This is a genomic window from Nonomuraea sp. bgisy101 (assembly GCF_057708945.1).
The window spans coordinates 55,506-69,846 of record NZ_JBYITD010000033.1 but is presented as its reverse complement, the minus strand read 5'-3'; the positions used below and the strand labels follow the sequence as shown (position 1 = coordinate 69,846).

General features: G+C 71.0%; 11 protein-coding genes and 2 pseudogenes. 7 read left to right on the top strand and 6 right to left on the bottom strand.

The window, feature by feature from the left end:
* Positions 1 to 45: 45 nt before the first annotated feature.
* The 3 genes and pseudogenes from AC3EO4_RS43410 to AC3EO4_RS43400 all read right to left on the bottom strand — a co-directional run.
* Positions 46 to 1,500, bottom strand: a complete 1,455-nt coding sequence (locus tag AC3EO4_RS43410; protein WP_431901611.1) for a Zn-binding domain-containing protein — start codon at positions 1,498 to 1,500, stop codon at positions 46 to 48.
* A 124-nt stretch (positions 1,501 to 1,624) separates the two neighbouring features.
* Positions 1,625 to 2,161 (bottom strand): annotated as a pseudogene (locus tag AC3EO4_RS43405) (hypothetical protein); the annotation flags it as partial.
* A 149-nt stretch (positions 2,162 to 2,310) separates the two neighbouring features.
* Positions 2,311 to 2,961, bottom strand: a pseudogene (locus AC3EO4_RS43400) (DEAD/DEAH box helicase); the annotation flags it as partial.
* A 140-nt stretch (positions 2,962 to 3,101) separates the two neighbouring features.
* On the opposite strand from AC3EO4_RS43400, the gene AC3EO4_RS43395 reads away from it, so the two are divergent.
* The 5 genes from AC3EO4_RS43395 to AC3EO4_RS43375 all read left to right on the top strand — a co-directional run bounded on the left by AC3EO4_RS43395 (position 3,102) and on the right by AC3EO4_RS43375 (position 9,626).
* Positions 3,102 to 3,452, top strand: a complete 351-nt coding sequence (locus tag AC3EO4_RS43395; protein WP_183652283.1) for an STAS domain-containing protein — start codon at positions 3,102 to 3,104, stop codon at positions 3,450 to 3,452.
* A 2-nt stretch (positions 3,453 to 3,454) separates the two neighbouring features.
* On the top strand, positions 3,455 to 3,883 hold the full coding sequence (locus AC3EO4_RS43390; protein ID WP_358128899.1) for an ATP-binding protein: 429 nt from the start codon (positions 3,455 to 3,457) through the stop codon (positions 3,881 to 3,883).
* A 530-nt stretch (positions 3,884 to 4,413) separates the two neighbouring features.
* Positions 4,414 to 6,732, top strand: a complete 2,319-nt coding sequence (locus AC3EO4_RS43385) for a sodium-translocating pyrophosphatase (protein ID WP_431901538.1) — start codon at positions 4,414 to 4,416, stop codon at positions 6,730 to 6,732.
* 379 nt (positions 6,733 to 7,111) lie between these two features.
* On the top strand, positions 7,112 to 7,579 hold the full coding sequence (locus tag AC3EO4_RS43380) for a SixA phosphatase family protein (protein WP_379578085.1): 468 nt from the start codon (positions 7,112 to 7,114) through the stop codon (positions 7,577 to 7,579).
* A gap of 13 nt (positions 7,580 to 7,592) precedes the next feature.
* Positions 7,593 to 9,626, top strand: coding sequence for an FUSC family protein (locus AC3EO4_RS43375; protein ID WP_379578083.1), 2,034 nt, complete (start codon positions 7,593 to 7,595; stop codon positions 9,624 to 9,626).
* Between the two features lie 70 nt (positions 9,627 to 9,696).
* On the opposite strand, the gene serB is transcribed toward AC3EO4_RS43375, so the two are convergent.
* Positions 9,697 to 10,911, bottom strand: a complete 1,215-nt coding sequence (serB, locus tag AC3EO4_RS43370) for a phosphoserine phosphatase SerB (protein WP_379578081.1) — start codon at positions 10,909 to 10,911, stop codon at positions 9,697 to 9,699.
* A 104-nt stretch (positions 10,912 to 11,015) separates the two neighbouring features.
* Here serB and AC3EO4_RS43365 point away from each other — a divergent pair, with 104 nt between their 5' ends.
* The gene (locus AC3EO4_RS43365) at positions 11,016 to 11,699 is read left to right on the top strand and encodes a GNAT family N-acetyltransferase (RefSeq protein WP_379578079.1); all 684 of its coding nucleotides are present in this window, start codon (positions 11,016 to 11,018) and stop codon (positions 11,697 to 11,699) included.
* Positions 11,696 to 12,574, top strand: a complete 879-nt coding sequence (locus AC3EO4_RS43360) for a lysophospholipid acyltransferase family protein (RefSeq protein WP_379578077.1) — start codon at positions 11,696 to 11,698, stop codon at positions 12,572 to 12,574. Before AC3EO4_RS43365 ends, AC3EO4_RS43360 begins: the two co-directional genes overlap by 4 nt.
* 91 nt (positions 12,575 to 12,665) lie before the next feature.
* On the opposite strand, the gene AC3EO4_RS43355 is transcribed toward AC3EO4_RS43360, so the two are convergent.
* Positions 12,666 to 13,235, bottom strand: coding sequence for a hypothetical protein (locus AC3EO4_RS43355; RefSeq protein WP_379578075.1), 570 nt, complete (start codon positions 13,233 to 13,235; stop codon positions 12,666 to 12,668).
* Positions 13,236 to 13,327: 92 nt separating this feature from the next.
* On the bottom strand, positions 13,328 to 14,326 hold the full coding sequence (locus AC3EO4_RS43350) for an S-adenosylmethionine:tRNA ribosyltransferase-isomerase (protein WP_431901533.1): 999 nt from the start codon (positions 14,324 to 14,326) through the stop codon (positions 13,328 to 13,330).
* Between the last annotated feature and the right edge of the window lie 15 nt (positions 14,327 to 14,341).

Here is a 14,341-nt window from a genome sequence, read left to right as displayed (position 1 = left end):
GCGGGTGTTGTGGTGGCTCCGCCGGGGTGGGAGCGGGGGAATGCGCTAGTGGGGTGGGGGAGTCGAGTCCGAGGGGTCCGGCGTGGAGCTGGGTGCGCTGGGGGAGACGGAGCCGGATGTGGAGCGGGGGGCGGGTGCGGCGGAGGGCGCAGGGGCGGGTGCGGCGGTGGGCGCGGAGGCGGGGGGCGGCGGGGTGGTGAGGAGGGTGTCGAGGAGGCGGATGGCGCCGGCCTTGTCGAGGGGCTCGTTGCCGTTGCCGCACTTGGGCGACTGGATGCATGAGGGGCAGCCCCGCTCGCACTCACACGACGCGATCGCCTCGCGGGTGGCGGTGAGCCAGTCGGTGGCGCGGGCGTAGCCGCGTTCGGCGAACCCCGCTCCACCCTCGTGCCCGTCGTACACGAACACCGTCAGCAGTCCCGTGTCGGCGTGCAGTTCGGTGGAGACGCCGCCGATGTCCCAGCGGTCGCAGGTGGCGAACAGCGGGAGGAGCCCGATGGAGGCGTGCTCGGCCGCGTGTGCCGCGCCGCCGAGGTCGATGCCCTCCTCGGCCAGCGGGGCCACCTGGGAGGCTGGAAGCGTCCACCAGACGGCGCGGGTGCGCAGCGTGCGCGGGGGCAGGTCGAGCGGTTCGTCGCCGAGCATCTCACCGCTCTGGAGACGGCGTTTGAGGTAGGAGACGACCTGCCGGGTGACCTCGACCTCGCCGAAGTTCAGGCGGGCCGTACCGAGGTCGTGGGAGCGGAGGGTGGACAGCACGGAGATGTCCGTGACGTCGCGGGCGAACGTGCTGTATTCGGGCTCGGCGGACGACACCAGGGCGACGCCCGCCTCCAGGTCGAGGAGTTCGACGAGGAAGGTCTCGCCCTGGTGCAGGTACACGGCGCCGGTGTGGACGGTGGCGTGCGCGGAGGGTTCGTCGACGGTGCCGAGCAGGCGGCCGGTGGACGACTCGACGACCTGGACCGGCGCGCCGCCCGAGCCGCGGATGTCAGCGAGGTCGGTGGCGCGTTCGCGGCGGGTCCAGAAATATCCGGCGGGGCGCCGGCGGAGCATGCCCTGCTCCACGAGGTCGGCCGCCAGTCCCTCGGCGGTCGGGCCGAAGAGCGGGAGGTCGTCGTCGGTGAGGGGGATCTCGGCGGCGGCGGCGCACAGGTGCGGGCCCAGGACGTAGGGGTTGTCGGGGTCGAGCACGATCGCCTCCACCGGGCGGCCGAACAACGCCTCGGGGTGGTGGACGAGATAGGTGTCGAGCGGGTCGTCGCGGGCGATGAGGACGGCGAGCGCGTCCTGGCCCGCGCGTCCCGCCCTGCCGGCCTGCTGCCAGAGGGAGGCCCTGGTGCCGGGCCAGCCCGCGATGAGGACGGCGTCGAGGCCGGAGACGTCGACGCCGAGTTCGAGAGCGTTGGTGGTGGCCAGGCCGAGGAGCTCGCCACTGCGGAGGGCCTTCTCCAGGATCCTGCGATCCTCCGAGAGGTACCCGGCCCGGTAGGCGGCGATCCGGTTGGCGAGATCCGTGAGACCGGTCTTCAGCTCGGCCGACTCCTCCGCCGGCTCGGGCGTGGGGACGGCGGGCCCCTGCGAGGCGGGCCCGGGAACATCGGGCCCCTGCGAGGCGGGCCCGGGAACATCGGGCCCCTGCGAGGCGGGCCCGGGAACATCGGGCCCCTGTGAGGCGGGCCCGGGAACATCGGGCCCCTCCGGGGCGGGTGCGGGGACGGCGGGCCCCTGCGAGGCGGGCCCGATGACATCGGGCTCCTCCGGGGCGGGCGCGGGGACGGTGGGCTCGTGCAAGACGGGCGCGGGTGCGGCGGGCCCCTGCGAGGCGGCCGCGGGTGCGGGTGGCGCGGGTTCGGGTGACCCGGGCGAGGACACGGGGGGCGAGGCGGGTGCGGCGGGGTCTTGTGACGGGGGTGCGGGGGAGGAAGTCGGCACGGGGAAGGTGTGGGCGAAGTGGCGGGGGGTGCTGAAGGCGACGTCCTCCAGTCGGGACCGCGCCGTCAGCGCCACCGTCTCCGCGCCCCGGCGTGACCGGACGAAGGCGAGCGTCCGGACCTCGGCGAGCACCAGATCCGCCAGCAGGTCGGCCGTCTCGGCGGTGGCGGTCCGCCGTACCGGCGCCCCTCTCTCGCCCCGCAGGTCGGTCAGGGGCGGTTCCCAGAGCGCGAAGGTGGTCGCACCCTTCGGTGAGGCGTCGGACGTCACCTCGTCCATCTCAAGCCCCGTCAGCCGCATCCCGAACGCCGCGGGCTCGCTCGCGGTGGCCGACGCCAGCACGAACACCGGGGCCGTGCCGTACCGGGAGCACACTCTGCGCAGCCTGCGCAGGATCTGTGCCACGTGGGAGCCGAAGACCCCGCGGTACCCGTGGCACTCGTCCACGACGACCATCCGCAGCCGCCGCAGGAACGACGACCAGCGTGAATGCTGAGGTAGCAGTGCGCGGTGCAACATGTCGGGATTGGTCAGGACGTAGTTGGCGTGCTGGCGCACCCAGGCGCGCTCCTCGAACGGCGTGTCGCCGTCGAAGGTCGCCGCGCGGAGCTGGGCGATCCGCAGTTCCCTCAGCCCGCGCAGCTGGTCGGCCGCCAGCGCCTTGGTGGGGGTGAGGTAGAGGATCGTGCCGCCTTCGAGGGCGGCCGTGACCGCGGGAGTGAGGTAGGCGAGCGACTTGCCCGACGCCGTGCCTGTGGAAATGATCACGTTTCGGCCACGCCGGGCCAGGTCCGCAGCCTCATATTGGTGCGACCAAAGTCCCGCGATCCCCTGGTTCGCCAAGCGCGTAATCAGAAGGTCATGGACCCACTCCGGCCAGCGAACATTACCCGCTTGACGTGCGGGAACGTGCTCCACGTGGGTGACGCGCTCGCGGCGCGCGGGAACGCCGAGCAGGTGATGGAGGAGTGGACCGACTCGGTGTGGGGAGGAAGCGGAGGAACTCACTGGTTTCCAGTCTGACATCCATGGGCAAAGTGGCCGGGAATCGTGATTTCGTATAGACACAAGCAGCGACCGTGGTTGAATGCCGCGCGTCGGGGTCGGGCAGTTCCACACTGCCAGGCCCGCAAGGGTACTTTCGCAGGCGAGGCGCTGGAGGATCTGTGGATCTGAAGTTGGATCACCACCAGGACGACCGACTCACCATCGTTGAGGTCGAGGGTGAGATCGATGTCTACACCGCGCCAAGGCTGCGTGAGCTTCTGATCGACCTGGTGAACAAGGGGAGCTACCACCTTCTCGTGAACATGGAGAAGGTCGACTTCCTGGACTCGACGGGACTGGGCGTCCTGGTCGGCGGGCTCAAGCGGGTTCGGGCGCACGATGGCTCCCTCGAGCTGGTGTGCACGCAGGAGCGCATCCTGAAGATCTTCAGGATCACGGGCCTGACCAAGGTCTTCGGCATCTACGCTTCGGTCGACGAGGCCAAGGAAGCTCACGGCCGAGACAAGTAGTCATGGCTACCGTCGAGCTGACGTTCAGCGCTCTTCCCGCGCACGTGCGGACCGCGCGGTTGGTCGCCACGGCGATCGCCCGTCGCACCGGCGTGGAGGAGTCGCTCCTTGACGAGGTCAGGCTCGCCGTCGGAGAGGCTTGTTCCCGGGCCGTGGAGGCGCATCGCGCCCACTGCCCGGGGGAGCCGATCCGGATCGAGCTCAAGGACGACTCGGGGCGCTTCGAGGTCACAGTCAGCGACCAGGCTCCGAGTGACGAGATCAAGCAGGAGCAGCCCCTCGACCTCGGGGCACTGTCCGATTCCTTCATGTCCGGCTTCGGCATCGCGGTGATCGCGGGCCTGGCCGACGACGTGGAGGTGTTTCCCAGCCCCAAGGGCATGCGCATCCGCATGAGCTGGCCCGCCCCCACCAACGCGCGCCTGGTCTAGCCGCCCGTCCCGCCCGCCGATGGCGGGCGTCGCGGGAGGATCGCGCCGCAGGTCACCGCCGTGTGGGCGGTGTTCGTCGTGGGCTGGCGCGGCGGATCGGCACCGCGCCGCGCCCGCCATCCCGTACGGCAAGCCGGTCCGGCCCCACCCGCCGCGCGGGGCCGGCGTCCCTCCAGGGAGACGCCGCTCCAGCGCACGGGGCCGGGCTTCGTGACGCGCCGCGCACCGACATTTCGGTCTGACCTTAATTAGCACCCTGCGGCAGCCGTAACGCGCGGGAAATTCTTCCCTGTCAATACCAAATCGGCCCACTGTCAGGGACTTAGTCGACGCGCCGATAATTGGCGACCCCAAGAGCCTTCATATCCGCGGAACCCCTGCGTAGACTCCCGGCACCGGCCAAGGTGATCCGGCACAACAGCGGGACTCAACCGGAAGCGGCAGCCCATAACCCGGACGCCGCTGGAACCGCCCGCCGCATATCACAGCGCCGTCCGGGCAGGACGTACCCGTCTTGCCGAGGAGAACGGATGTCTAGCCTCTATCTGGCCGCCGAGCCAGCCTCAGCGCTGTCCCTGAGCGGAAACAATCTCACCATCGTCGTCGTGGTCGCCGCGGTGGCCTTGATCGCGCTGGCCGTGGCCGGCGGCCTCGTGCGCGAGGTCCTGGCCGCCGACCAGGGCACCGAACGAATGCAGAACATCGCACGCGCCGTACAAGAAGGCGCGGCGGCGTATCTGACCCGTCAGTTCAGGACCCTCGCGATCTTCGTGATCCTGATTCCGATCGTGCTGTGGTTCCTTCCCGGAGCGACCGATGTGAAGATCGGGCGCTCCATTTTCTTCGTGGTCGGCGCGGGCTTCTCCGCGTTGACCGGCTTCATGGGCATGTGGCTGGCCGTACGTGGAAACGTCCGCGTCGCCGCCGCCGCCCGCACGTCGGGTGAGAAGAGGGCGATGCGCATCGCCTTCCGCACCGGCGGCGTGGCGGGCATGTTCACCGTCGGCCTGGGCCTGCTCGGCGCCGCCGTCGTCGTCCTGATCTACCAGGGTGACGCCCCCGGCGTGCTCGAGGGCTTCGGCTTCGGCGCGGCGCTGCTGGCGATGTTCATGCGTGTCGGCGGCGGCATCTTCACCAAGGCCGCCGACGTCGGCGCCGACCTGGTCGGCAAGGTCGAGCAGGGCATCCCCGAGGACGACCCGCGCAACGCGGCGACGATCGCCGACAACGTGGGCGACAACGTCGGCGACTGCGCGGGCATGGCGGCCGACCTGTTCGAGTCCTACGCGGTCATGCTGGTGGCCAGCCTCATCCTGGGCAAGGTCGCCTTCGGCGAGCAGGGCCTGATCTTCCCGCTCATCGTCCCGATGATCGGTGTCGTCACCGCCATCATCGGCATCTTCGTCACCGGCCTGCGCGACAAGGACCGCAACGGCATGGCGGCCATCAACCGGAGCTTCTTCATCTCCGCGGCGATCTCCGCGGTGCTGGTGGCGGCCGCGGCGTACTGGTACCTGCCGGCCAGCTTCAGCGAGCTGTCGGGCGCGTCCGTGCAGTCCACCGCCGACCCGCGGATCATCGCCATCGGCGCCGTGCTGATCGGTCTCGTGCTGGCCAGCGCCATCCAGATCCTCACCGGCTACTTCACCGAGACCAACAGGCGCCCGGTGAAGGAGATCGGCGAGAGCTCACTGACCGGCCCCGCCACCGTCATCCTGTCGGGCATCAGCGTCGGCCTCGAGTCGGCGGTCTACTCGGCGTTGATCATCGGCGGCGCGGTCTACGGCGCGTTCCTGCTCGGCTTCGGGAACGTGACGATCGCGCTGTTCGCGGTCGCCCTCGCGGGCACCGGCCTGCTGACCACGGTCGGCGTCATCGTCTCCATGGACACCTTCGGCCCCGTCTCCGACAACGCGCAGGGCATCGCCGAGATGTCCGGCGACGTGGACGGCGAGGGTGCCCGCGTCCTGACCAGCCTCGACGCGGTCGGCAACACCACCAAGGCGATCACCAAGGGCATCGCGATCGCCACGGCCGTGCTGGCGGCGACAGCGCTGTTCGGCGCGTTCCGCACCGCCGTCGAGGGCGAGCTGGCGTCGGCCGGCGCGTCGGTCAAGAGCGCGCTCGGCGCGTTCCAGACCTTCAACCTCGGCATCGACCAGCCGAACGTCCTCGTCGGCCTGGTCATCGGCGCCGCGGTCGTGTTCCTGTTCGCCGGCCTGGCGATCATGGCCGTGGGCAGGGCGGCGATGCGCGTGGTGTTCGAGGTGCGCGACCAGTTCCGCAACAACCCGGGCATCATGGACGGCACGGTCAAGCCCGAGTACGGCCGCGTGGTCGACATCTGCACCCGCGACTCGCTGCGCGAGCTGGCCACGCCAGGCCTGCTCGCCGTGATGACGCCGATCGCGGTCGGCTTCGCCTTCGGATACGCGCCGCTGGGCGCGTTCCTGGCGGGCGCGATCGCGTGCGGCACGCTGATGGCCGTCTTCCTCGCGAACTCCGGTGGCGCGTGGGACAACGCGAAGAAGCTGGTCGAGGACGGGCACCACGGCGGCAAGGGCTCCGAGGCGCACGCGGCGACCGTCATCGGCGACACCGTCGGCGACCCGTTCAAGGACACGGCCGGTCCCGCGATCAACCCGCTGATCAAGGTGATGAACCTGGTGGCGCTGCTGATCGCACCGGCCGTGGTCGTCTACGCGGACAACGCCGTCCTCCGGGTGGGCGTCACCGCGGTCGCCGTGATCGTCGTGGTCGCGGCGATCATCGTCTCCAAGCGTCGCTCGGTCAGCGTCGCGCCCACGGAGAAGAGCGACAGGGCGCCCGAGTCCGTCACCTCCTCCTGACCTGCTTTCCCGTACGGCCCGCGCCACCCGTTGGCGCGGGCCGTCCGCATGTCCGGGCGCCGTCGCATGCGCTCCCTGCACCCCGCGTGGAGGGACGTGCGGGCGGGGGTTGAGTCATTGGGAGGGCATCGAGTGGGGATGGTGGGGTTTGGTGCGAGTCGCGAACGTCGGGTGGATGCGCGAGGGAGAGGCCGGAAAACGGGCCCATGAGGGGGAAGGGCGTTTACCGGGGCGGCGCTGCCAGGTGGAAGACTGTGGGGCATGGGAGAGCCTGCCAATTCCGGCGCGAAGACGCTGGTGATCATCCTGCTCGCCATGCTGGCGATCCTCGCGGTCATCGCCGGTCTGGCCGTGTGGGCGTCGAGCGGGGGCTGAGCGCGTGCGCACGCTGATCGTGCTGCGGCACGCCAAAGCCGCCCACGTCCCCGGGCTGGCCGACCGGGAGCGTCCCCTCACCGACAGGGGTGAGCGCGACGCCGTCAGAGCGGGCGAGGCGGTCAAGGCGCTCGGCCTGGCTCCCGAGCTGGTCCTGTGCTCGCCGTCCCGCCGTACCAGCAGGACGGCCGAGCTGGCCTTCCCCACGGTCGAGACCAGCTTCGAGCAGGACATCTACGAGGCCTACCCCGAGGACCTCTACGAGCTGATCCGTCGCCTCGACCCCGACGTCGAGACGCTGGTCCTGTGCGGGCACAATCCCTCCGTGCACGAGATGGCGATGAGCCTGACCGGCGGCGACTTCACCTTCAAGCCCGGCGCGTTCGCCGTGGTCGAGGTCGATGCCCCGTGGGTAGACCTGTGGCCAGGGGAGGGACGCCTGGTCACACACTGGGATCCCAAGGAGCACTGAACCGGGGGATCGGATGCGGGGGGCGATCGCCACGCTGCGCGACGGGTTCCTGTCGCTGCCCGCGAAGCCCCCTTGGCGGTACGGCCTGCTGTGCGGCGTGGCGGTGGCGCTTCCGCTGGCGGTGGGCGCGCTGGCCGGGCGGCCACGCGAGGGCGCGGTCGTCGCGCTCGGCGCCTATTTCACCGCCTTCGGCGACTCCTACGGCCAGCCGTACGGGGAACGGGCCAAGACCCTGTTCCGCACGGTGCCGCTGCTGATGGTGGGCTTCTGGCTCGGTTGCTTCCTGGCGCTGAACGAGTGGTACGCCGTGCTGGGCGTGGGGCTGGCCGCGGCGGCGGGCGCGCAGTGGAAGATGATCGGGTTGCCGCCGGTGCTGGCGGTGGTGGCAGGGTTCTTCAGCGGCCTGGCCCCGGGTGCCGTCCCTCCGTTGCTGATGGGGCTCGGCGGGATCCTGTACTGCGCGATCACCCTGGCGCTGTGGCCGGTGCGCAGGCTCGACCCGCTGAAGCAGGCGCTGGCGACGGCGAGTACGGCGATGGCCGACCTGCTGGACGGGTTCGACGAGCCGGAGGAGGAGTGGGCGCAGCTCCGCCGGCGGGCGGCGGACGCGCTGGCGGAGGCGGAGACCGCCGCGGCCGCCTTCCACAGTCCTGAGGACAGCGACCACTCGCCCGACGCGTTCGTGTCGTCGCTGACCAGGATCTTCCACGAGAGCGTCGCGCTGCGGTCGTTGCGCGCCCAGGCACTGGAGGCGGAGGCGACCCCGCCGGAGCTGGACGAGGCGGTCGTCGCGCTCTCCAAGGCGCTGCGGGTAGTGGCCCTTCCCGGAGGCAGGCCCGACATCAAGGCGGCGCTGGCGTCGGTGGCGCACTTCGCGGAGCGGGTGGCGGACGCGCGCGATCGGCTGACCCCCGTCCAGCGGGCGATCCTCGCCCAGATCCGCAAGTGCCTGGACCGTGTCGGGCTGGCGGTCAGGGCCGTGTCGGTGCAGGCCACCGAGGGCCTGCGGGCGCCGACGACGCTGCCGCACCTGACCTTGCAGGCGCCCTCGCTCAGCAACGACGCCACCGCTCATGCGATCAGGTCGGGCATCGCCGTCGCGATCTCGGTGGCGCTCGTGGTCGGCCTGCACGAGCACTACGGCAGGTGGCTGGTGTTCACGGTGCTGGTGGCGCTGCGCCCCAGCTACGGTGACACGATCGACAGGGTGGCCCTGCGGGTGGCGGGCACGGTGATCGGCTCCTCGATGGCCGCGCTGCTGCTGGCGGCCGTTCCCGGGCACGCGACGCTGGTGGTGGTCGTGTGGGCGTTCGCGACGGTGGGGTTCGCGCTGCGCGAGGTCAGCTACGCCTACTGGTCGGTGGTCGCGACGCCGCTCACGCTCATGCTGTCCGACTTCTCCATCACGCTCGACTGGGGCGCGGCGGGGGCGAGGGTGCTGCTCACGATCGGCGGTGGCGTGCTCGCCCTGCTGGCGGCCAGGCTGCTGTGGCCGAGGGGCGAGCAGAGCAGGCTCAGGGGCCGCGTGGTCGACCTGCTGAGGGAGCACGCGCGCATGGTGCGCACGCTGGCCGGGCGCGGCCTGGACGAGCTGCAGCAGCGAACGGAGGCGGCAGGCCAGGCGGCCGACCGGCTGGACGAGTCGCTCGACAAGGTGGACAAGGAGCCAGGCGGCCGGGCGTCCGAGCGGCTACGGCAGGCGGTGACCGACGCCCGCAAGCTGCGGGACGACGCGATCCTGCTGGGGGCGGTCATGAGGGGCGCCCCCGACGGTACGGACGCGACCGTCGCCGTGCTCGACGCCGTGGCCGACAGGATGGAGGCGGTGGCTCATGCCGTACGGCACGAGAAGGCGCCCCCGGAGACGGACGAGCTGGACGCCAGCCTCGCCGAGATGGCCGAGCGGGTGGACGCGCTCATCGAGGAGGCGTCCGCCACGGACGACATGGCGGTCAGGCGGCAGCTGCGCCACGCGGCCACGGCGCATCCGGCGCTGCGGACGCTGACGGCCGACGCGCTGCGCCTGACCGCCGACGTCACCGGGTGATCGCCTGCTCGCGGTGGCCGCGGCGCCCCGACAGGGCCGCGATGGACGACTCCGCGTCAGCGTCCGAGGGTCAGGCCGGGGTCTGGTCCTCGGCGTCGGCGGCCTCGATCTCGTCGCGGGAGATGCCGAGCAGGTAGAGGATCGAGTCGAGGTAGGGCGTGTTGACCGCGGTGTCGGCGGCCTGCCGTACGACGGGTTTGGCGTTGAAGGCGACGCCGAGACCAGCGGCGGCGATCATGTCGAGGTCGTTGGCGCCGTCGCCGATGGCGACGGTCTGGCTGATCGGCACCATCGCCTCGCGGGCGAACCGCTCCAGGGCGCGCGCCTTGCCGGGACGGTCGACGATCTCGCCGACGACCCCGCCGGTCAGCTTGCCGTCGACGACCTCGAGCGTGTTGGCCGCCGAGTAGTCGATGCCGAGGTCGTGCACCAGGGCGTCGGTGATCTGGGTGAAGCCGCCGCTGACGATGGCGAACTTGTAGTCGAGCCGCTTCAGCGTCCGTACCAGCGTGCGCGCGCCTGGGGTGAGCACGACCTCGTCGCGGACCTTGCGGAAGGTCTCCTCCGGCAGGCCCGCCAGGAGCTTGACCCTGCGGCGCAGCGACTCGGCGAAGTCGAGCTCGCCGCGCATCGCCTCCTCGGTCACCTTGGCGACCTCGTCGAGGCAGCCCGCGTGGGCGGCGAGCAGCTCGATGACCTCGCCCTGGATGAGCGTGGAGTCGACGTCCATGACGATCAGGCGCTTGGCCCTGCGGGACAGTCCTGAGCGCTGCACGGCCACGTCGACCTGCTGGGCGGCGGCCTCGGCGGCCAGCTCCACCCGCAGGGCGTCGGGGTCGGCGCCGGAGACCGACAGCTCGATGCAGGTAACCGGCCACTGGGCGAGGCGCTCGATACGGTCGATGTTCGCGCCCGCGGCGGCGATCCGTCCGGCGATGCCGCCGATCGCGGCCGGCGGCAGGGCGGCGCCGAGCACGCTCACCGACAGGCGGCCACGGCGGCGCTTTTCCTTGGTCATGGAGCCGGTGGCGAGGTCGATCTCCATGCCGAGGTCTTCGGCGACCCGCTCGGCCGCGGTCCAGAGGGCGCCGATCGTGCCGCCCGTGCCCGTCGATGGGCCTCCGGAGTAGGCGACGAGGACGCCGAGGGTGAGGCGGCCGCGGATGACGACCTGCTCGATGTCGGCCACGGTCACGGGGAAGCCCGAGAGAACCGAGAAGAGCCGCGAGGTGACACCGGGCCGGTCGGGCCCGGTGAGAGTGATCAGGAGCGTGCGCTGGTCCACATCAGGCCACGCTACTGGCACCGGCAGGATGCTCGGCATCGAGGTTCACCATTCGGACGGCTGACCTTGGGCGTGTGGCCATCATGGGCTGCCTTCATAGGTACATGCACCGCTACACCGTGGGACTGGCCCGCACGCCCGCTGATCTCCAGGCCGCCCAGCGCCTGCGCTATCGCGTGTTCGCCGAGGAGCTCGGCGCGCGGCTCGACTCGCCTGTCACGGGGTTGGACACCGACCCCTTCGACACCTACTGCGACCATCTGCTCGTCCGCTCCGGCGACGAGGTGGTCGGCACCTACCGCCTGCTGCCTCCGAAGCGGAAGGACCGCCTCTACTCGGACACCGAGTTCGATCTGGCGGCCCTGTCTCATCTGCGCGACGACCTGGTCGAGGTCGGGCGCTCCTGCGTGCATCCCGATCATCGCGCGGGCTCGGTCATCGGGCTGATGTGGGCGGGGATCGCCCGCTACATGACCGAAGGCGGGTACGGCTGGCTCGTCGGCTGTTGCTCGGTGCCGCTGGAGGACGCCGCCGCCATCATGGACAGGGCGCCGCTCGCTCCCGAGGAGTACCGGGTCAAGCCGCTGCTGCCGTGGACGGATCTCGGCGAGGGCTCGCCGACGTTCGTGATGCCGCCGCTGCTGCGCGGCTACCTCAGGCTCGGCGCGTGGATCTGCGGAGAACCCGCCTACGACCCGGCGTTCGGGTGCGCGGACTTCCTCGTGCTGCTGTCGATGGACCGGGTGGACCAGCGCTACCTGCGGCACTTCCTCAAGGACCCGTCATGAGCCCGTGGTTCCCGACCTCGCCCTGCACGACCACCAGATGCGTGGACGTGCCGATGCGGGCCGCGGGCGTGCTGCGCAAGGTGCTGCGCGGGCTCGCCGCCGTCCTGGTGGTGCTCGCAGGCGTGCCGCTGGCCCGCCTGGTCAGGGGTACGGCACGGCGACGCGTGACGCTGGCGTGGTCGCGCGCGCTGCTCAGGGCGCTGGGCGTCAAGGTGGAGGTGCGACAGGGGTTCGCGTTCTTCGCGGGCGCCGTGCCGTCCGCGGAGGAGACGCCGTCGGAGGAGACGGATCCCGCGCAGGGGGCACGGCTGGTCGTGGCCAACCACATCTCGTGGCTCGACCCGCTGGTGGTCGCCGCCGCGCTGCCGTGCAGGCTGGTCGCCAAGAGCGAGGTGTCCACGTGGCCGGTGGTCGGCGGCCTGGCCACCGGGTCAGGCGCGCTGCCCATCGCCCGCGACTCGCTGCTCGAACTGCCGGGCGCGGTGGCCAGGATCGCGGACGCGCTGCGGTCCGGCGAGACGGTCGCCGCCTTCCCTGAGGGGACGACCTGGTGCGGCAGGGGGAGTGGGACGTTCAGGCCCGCGGTCTTCCAGGCGGCGGTGGACGCGGGCGTGAGCGTCACGCCCGTCGCCATCGCCTACAGGGAGGCCGAAGGGCCGAGGACCACCGCTCCCGCGTACGTCGGGGACGACACGCTGGCCGCCTCCCTGCTGCGGGTGATCGCGGTGCGGAACCTCGTCGTCGAGGTCACCATCCTGCCGCCGGTGAACGCCGCGGACAGGAAGGAGCTCGCGGGCCTGGCCGAGGCGGCCGTCGCCTCCGCCACGGGCCGCCTGCCTCTGCCCCGCCACACCCCTGCTCCCGCCCTCACCTGAGCCCGACGGGTCCGGCGGTGCCGGGAACGCCCGACCCCGGATACGAGAACGCCCGCTCTCGACGAGGCGAGAGCGGGCGTCGGTTGAAAGGTCAGCGAACGACCTTCGTCGTGGCGCTCTTGACGTAACCGAATCCGGGAACGCCCAGGCGGTCGAGCTCCTCCTTGCTGAGGTTCTCCATGCCGGTCTCGACGTTGTAGGAAACGACGCCGAGAACGGCCTTCTGCGAACCCGCTGCCTTCTTCGTCAGTTTGGCGTCGAAGACCATGGCGATCGACTCGCCCTTCTTCACCGTGGCGGGAAGGACGCAGAACAGCTCACGCTTGATCAGCTCGCAGGCCGTGTCGTCCACGCTGGTCCGGTAGCTGATCTTGCGCAGGTCGACGCCCTTGGGGAACAGACCGCCCACGAACCAGGTGCCAGCGGTCGCCTCGTGCGGTCCGGTGTTGACGGCGGTGATCGTGTAGCGGATCTTGCCGCCCGCCTTCGCCTTCTTGGTCGCGGTGAGCTTGACGTCGAAGACGGAGAACGGGTCGGCGGCCGACTTCGCGGCCGCGACAGCGGCGACAGGTGCCGTGGGTGCGGCCGAAACGGGCGCGGCGGTGAAGGCAAGAGCGCCCGCCAGCGGGGCGGCGAGCATGAAAGAAGCGATGCGGCGCATTCACGTCTCCGATGAGGAAGAGGACGAGGATGCCCAGGTTTATGAGCCCCCGTTAAGACCGCAGATTTTTATCACGTTTGGCCAGGAAAGATCTACCTTTTATGGGAGAGGAGTAGGTGCGAATCCCCGAATTCATGCCACAAGTAGCCCTCTTGCAGGGCCGCCGCGTAGGAACGTGCCAACGTCTCCTCTCCCGCGATCGCCGTCAGCATCATGAGATGCGTCGAGCGCGGCTCGTGCAGACCGGTGATGAGGCCGCTGACCGACGTGACGCCCTTCGCGGGTGTGACGATGTGGTCGGTCCAGCCTGAGGCCGCGTGCACCAGCCCGTCGGAGCACACCGCGGTCTCCAGGGCGCGCACGACCGTGGTGCCGGCCGCGATGATCCTGCCGCCCTCCGAACGGGTCAGGTTCACCAGATGAGCGGTCGTCTCGGGTACGGCGAAGCGCTCGGCATAGGGGGGTTCGTCCTTCTCCACGGAGGCGACGCCGGTGTGCAGGGTGACGGGCGCGACCCTGACGCCGCGCGCCACCAGCTCGGTCACCAGCGAGGTCGTGAACGGCCGTGCCGCGCTCGGCATCTCGGCGCTGCCCGGCACCGTCGCGAACACCGTCTGGTAGTCGGCGAGGGGCCAGTCCTTGTCGACGTACGAGTACCGGATCGGCACGCCGTACGACATCAGGTACTTCTCGACGTCGCGGTCGAGGGTGGCCCGCCAGAGGCGGGGCGTCTCCCGCGCGACCAGACGCAGCGTCGCGCCACCGGGCAGCGGCAGCCACTCACCTGGCGCGCCTCCCGCGTAGGGCTCGAAGGACAGGCGGCGCAGCTCCACCAGCCACGTGCCGTCCTCGCGCGCGGTGGAGAAGTGCACGGCCAGCCGGTCGAGCCTGACGGCCGCGGGCAGGGTGGCGGAGTTGTTGACCACCACCAGGTCGCCGGGCGCCAGAAGTGAGGGCAGATCCGCGAAGGTGCGGTGGGAGTCGCCCTCCGCGTCGGACACCATCAGCCGTACGGCGTCGCGCGCCACCCCCCTCGCCTCCGGCGGCTCGTGTGCGGACAGCGCCTCGGGGAGCGCGAAGTCAGTGCTCATGGCGTTCCGCTCCTC

Coding starts and splice junctions, on each gene's coding strand:
- AC3EO4_RS43355 (WP_379578075.1), bottom strand. CDS start 13,235: ATGCGCCGCATCGCTTCTTTCATGCTCGCCGCCCCGCTGGCGGGCGCT.
- AC3EO4_RS43350 (WP_431901533.1), bottom strand. CDS start 14,326: ATGAGCACTGACTTCGCGCTCCCCGAGGCGCTGTCCGCACACGAGCCG.
- AC3EO4_RS43390 (WP_358128899.1), top strand. CDS start 3,455: ATGGCTACCGTCGAGCTGACGTTCAGCGCTCTTCCCGCGCACGTGCGG.
- AC3EO4_RS43365 (WP_379578079.1), top strand. CDS start 11,016: ATGCACCGCTACACCGTGGGACTGGCCCGCACGCCCGCTGATCTCCAG.
- AC3EO4_RS43385 (WP_431901538.1), top strand. CDS start 4,414: ATGTCTAGCCTCTATCTGGCCGCCGAGCCAGCCTCAGCGCTGTCCCTG.
- AC3EO4_RS43360 (WP_379578077.1), top strand. CDS start 11,696: ATGAGCCCGTGGTTCCCGACCTCGCCCTGCACGACCACCAGATGCGTG.
- AC3EO4_RS43375 (WP_379578083.1), top strand. CDS start 7,593: ATGCGGGGGGCGATCGCCACGCTGCGCGACGGGTTCCTGTCGCTGCCC.